Below are 3,699 nucleotides of genomic sequence, written 5' to 3'. Positions count from 1 at the left end.
ACAGAGTACTGTTTCAAAATATATAATATATCGATAGTCTATATCATCTATAAATTAAGGAGAGAGATTAATGTCGGTTTTTTCATCAATCTATAAAAATAAAAATTTAATAACACAACTAACTAAAAGAGATATATTAGTTAAATATAGAGGTTCAATGTTGGGAATGATCTGGTCAATTCTAAATCCCTTAATAATGCTGATTATCTATACTATCGTATTCGGTGAGATATTTAAGTCTAAATGGGGAAACACTGAAAATGAAAGTACATTTATTTTTGGGTTGACACTTTTTACTGGGATGATTGTATATAATTTATTTTCAGAAGTGTTGAGTCGGTCCGCTACGATTATTCAGTCAAATGTTAATTATGTAAAAAAAATAATCTTTCCGCTTGAAATACTGGTTGTTGTCTTAATGCTAACAGCTTTATTTAATGGACTTATAAGTTTAATTGTACTTATCATAATGAACATTTTTTTGGGCCAAGCCTTATCTTGGACAATTCTTCTAATTCCAGTTGTTTTATTTCCAATCATTTTATTATCGATGGGATTGGCTTGGTTTTTAGCAGCTTTAGGAGTCTTTTTCAAGGATACAAATTATATTGTTACTCTAATTCTTCAAATCGTACTGTTTCTTTCACCTGTTTTTTATTCAATTGAAAATGTTCCGGATTATTTGAAAGGTATCTATAATTTTAATCCTCTTGGAATAGTGATACAGCAGATGAGAGAAATTGTATTATGGGGTGAAATGCCAAACTGGATTCAGTGGGCAAATATTACTTCCATATCGCTTGTGATTTTTGTAGGTGGTTATTACTTCTTTACAAAGTTGAAAGGGGCATTTGCAGATGTTATCTGAGAATAATGCTATAGAAATAAAAAATATAAGTAAAAAGTATTATTTATATAATAGTCCTGCTGATAGAATGGTTTCTTCGTTATTTAAAAATTTTAAAAAGTTTACTGAAGTCAATGCTTTAAATAATATTAGTATAAATATCCCAAGAGGGAAGACTATTGGTTTAATAGGGCAAAATGGTTCCGGGAAAAGTACTCTGCTACAAATAATTACAGGTATTTTAAAGGCGACTAGTGGTGAAATTAAGGTTAATGGTAGAATTGCGGCATTATTAGAATTGGGATCGGGTTTTAATCCGGAATTTACCGGAAGAGAAAATGTTTATATGAACGCTACAATATTAGGTTTAACTAAAGAAGAGATTAATGATAGATTTAGTGATATAGAAAAGTTTGCTGAAATAGGTCACTTTATTGATCAACCGGTTAAGACCTACTCAAGCGGTATGTTCCTTAGATTAGCATTCGCAACTGCAGTTCATACAGATCCTGACATACTTATTGTTGATGAAGCTTTGGCTGTAGGGGACGTACGTTTTCAGAGTAAGTGTTTTCGTAAGTTTAAGGAATTTCAGGAACGAGGAAAGACTATTCTTTTTGTTACACATGCAACCGAACTTCTAATACGACATTGTGACTACGCGTATTTAATTAATCAAGGAGAATTAATCCAGGAGGGGCTTCCGAAAGAGGTTGTTAATACTTACTTGGATTTACTCTATGGTAAACAAAAAAAAATGAATGATACGACTGAAACTCGAGAGGTAAACATTCAAAGTAAAGAATTAGATATAAAAGTACAAAATAAATATTCTCAAGAAACGATTGAATTTATTACAAGTGAGAATTTAGTCTCAAACTGTGAAAACAGAAGGAGTTATAATCAAAATGAATTTAGATGGGGAGATAAAAGAGCTGAAATTATAGATTATTTTGTATTATCAAACGATATGGCAGATCCAATCGATTGTAGCTCTACGGAATTACTTCAAATAATCATGAAAGTAAAGTTTAATGATAACGTAACTTCTCCAATTTACGGGTTAACTATTAAGACGGTAGATGGCGTTACTGTTTATGGGAATAATTCCAGAGATGATTCGATTGAGGTCTCTTCACAAAACGAGGCTAATATTTGCTGTGTTCAGTTTGCTTTTGTTCCTCAACTTGTAGAAGGGGATTATTTTATTTCATTAGGGATAGCTGAAGATGTTCCTGGATTAGAGGCTCCGCCGCTAGATAGAAGGTACGATCTTATACATTTGAAGTTTCATCATGATTCTTTAGGATTTGGTATTGTAGATCTTGGAATGAAAATTGAACAATTGATTTAAGTTGTTTTAGATAACTAATTTAAATTTGTAATGGGGTGAGTATCATTAGTGCTGGAGATGAGTTTCAAACTTATTCTAAATTACTGAATTTAAAATACTATAATGGAAAAGACAATTATAGTGATGGGGAAATTGAAGAAGAAATTATAAATTATCTAAAAGAGTCACAAGGTGATGAAACAAAAATAGAAAATATATACGAAAAGGATACACGTTGGCCCATTGTTTATCATTTATCTCATATTAGAAAAAATATTGTTAATTGGTATCCTTTTAAACAAGGGTCTAGGATATTAGAGATTGGTGCAGGGATGGGGGCTATTACCGGTACACTTTGTGATAACGCTAGTCATGTGACAGCAATAGAATTATCTAAACGGAGAGCAGAGGCAATTGCGATTAGAAATTGTAATCGAGACAATTTAGAAATAATTGTCGGCAACTTAAACGATATTGAGTTACCCTATAAGTACGATTATATTACTTTAATTGGTGTGTTGGAATATGCTGGGTCCTTTACTCATGAAGAACAACCTTATAACGAATTCTTGAAGAAAGTCAGTAAGTTTCTTGCTCCTAATGGTAAGGTTTTAATAGCTATAGAAAATAGATTGGGACTTAAATATTGGTGTGGTGCTAAAGAGGATCACACTAATGTACGATATGATGGAATCTCTGGATATCCTTCTTCTAAGGGAGTAAGAACATTTGGGCGAGATGAACTTGAACAGTTACTATTCTCTTCGGGGTTTAAGAATAATCAATTTTATTATCCGTTACCAGATTATAAACTTCCACAGGTTATATTCTCAGATGATTTTTTGCCTACAATTAAAAACTCAAAGAGATACAGACCTTTTTATGCTGAAATTGAAAATCTACATTTGAGTGAACATAGTGCCATTGATGCTGTGATTGATAACAATTTGTTCCCTATGATGGCTAATTCTTTTTTTGTTGAATCGACTTTTAACTATAATGAAGATTCAAAGGTTTCTTTTGTTACTTTTAACAACGATAGGTATGAATATTTGAGAGTGCATACAAGAATAGTAAACAATAAGAAAGTGGAAAAATTTTGTGATAGAAAGGCATTGAAGCATTTAGAGGGAATTGAGGATAATAATATCCAACTTACTAAATTGGGAATGCCTATGATCAAAGAAGGTTTGAATAATAACCGATTAGTTAGTGATTTTATTCCCTCTGAAACTGTTGAAGATAGAATTCTTGATTTCTTTAAAAACAGAAAAAAAGATAGAGCCATTGAAGTAATTGATCAATTTTGGAATCTACTTTTGACATGTTCAACACCAAATAAAGCTGATAATAACAGCTCTTTTTATTTTTACATCGACGGATACATTGATCTAATTTTTTCAAACTGCTTCATAAAAGAAGAGGAATTTTATTTTTTTGATCAAGAGTGGAAATTCGAGATGATTCCAACAGAGTTTATTTTATTTAGAGCTATAGTCAATTTATATCGTTTTAATAG

Annotated in this window: 3 protein-coding genes; all 3 read left to right on the top strand. The window is 31.3% G+C overall.

Annotated features, from left to right (window positions below; all coding sequences use genetic code 11):
• Positions 1–70 precede the first annotated feature (70 nt).
• The gene (locus tag A3844_RS30790) at positions 71–868 is read left to right on the top strand and encodes an ABC transporter permease (protein ID WP_074109505.1); all 798 of its coding nucleotides are present in this window, start codon (positions 71–73) and stop codon (positions 866–868) included.
• On the top strand, positions 858–2,201 hold the full coding sequence (locus A3844_RS30785; protein WP_074109504.1) for an ABC transporter ATP-binding protein: 1,344 nt from the start codon (positions 858–860) through the stop codon (positions 2,199–2,201). The genes A3844_RS30790 and A3844_RS30785 overlap by 11 nt, the downstream gene beginning before the upstream one ends.
• 35 nt (positions 2,202–2,236) lie before the next feature.
• On the top strand, positions 2,237–3,699 hold a 1,463-nt coding region (locus A3844_RS32570; RefSeq protein ID WP_074109503.1), incomplete at its 3' end, for a class I SAM-dependent methyltransferase.

The sequence above is a fragment of the Paenibacillus helianthi genome (assembly GCF_001909055.1).
GTDB lineage: Bacteria > Bacillota > Bacilli > Paenibacillales > Paenibacillaceae > Paenibacillus_AQ > Paenibacillus_AQ helianthi.
This window is presented reverse-complemented; position numbering and strand designations above follow the sequence as displayed.